Source organism: Methylophaga pinxianii (assembly GCF_020447225.1).
Taxonomy (GTDB): domain Bacteria; phylum Pseudomonadota; class Gammaproteobacteria; order Nitrosococcales; family Methylophagaceae; genus Methylophaga; species Methylophaga pinxianii.
In genome coordinates, this window is record NZ_JAJAEO010000022.1 from 1 (window position 1) to 298 (window position 298).

A 298-nucleotide genomic window follows, 5' to 3' on the forward strand; every position below is an offset into this window, starting at 1 on the left:
AGACCCACTCAGGACACAGCATGGACATGAGGGTCCCCGCTCAGCTCCTGGGGCTCCTGCTGCTCTGGCTCCCAGGTGCCAGATGTGCCATCCAGATGACCCAGTCTCCATCCTCCCTGTCTGCGTCTGTCGGAGACACAGTCACCTTAACTTGCCGGGCAAGTCAGGGTATTCGAGATGATTTAGCCTGGTATCAGCACAAACCAGAGAAAGCCCCTAAGCTCCTGATCTATGCTGCATCCACTTTACAAAGTGGGGTCCCGTCAAGATTTCGCGGCAGTGGATCTGGCACAGATTT

1 protein-coding gene is annotated in these 298 nt (G+C 55.7%); it reads left to right on the forward strand.

Features of this window, described 5'->3' with window-relative positions:
• Window positions 1-95: 95 nt before the first annotated feature.
• On the forward strand, window positions 96-298 hold a 203-nt coding region (locus tag LGT40_RS16710), incomplete at its 3' end, for an immunoglobulin domain-containing protein (RefSeq protein WP_226343088.1).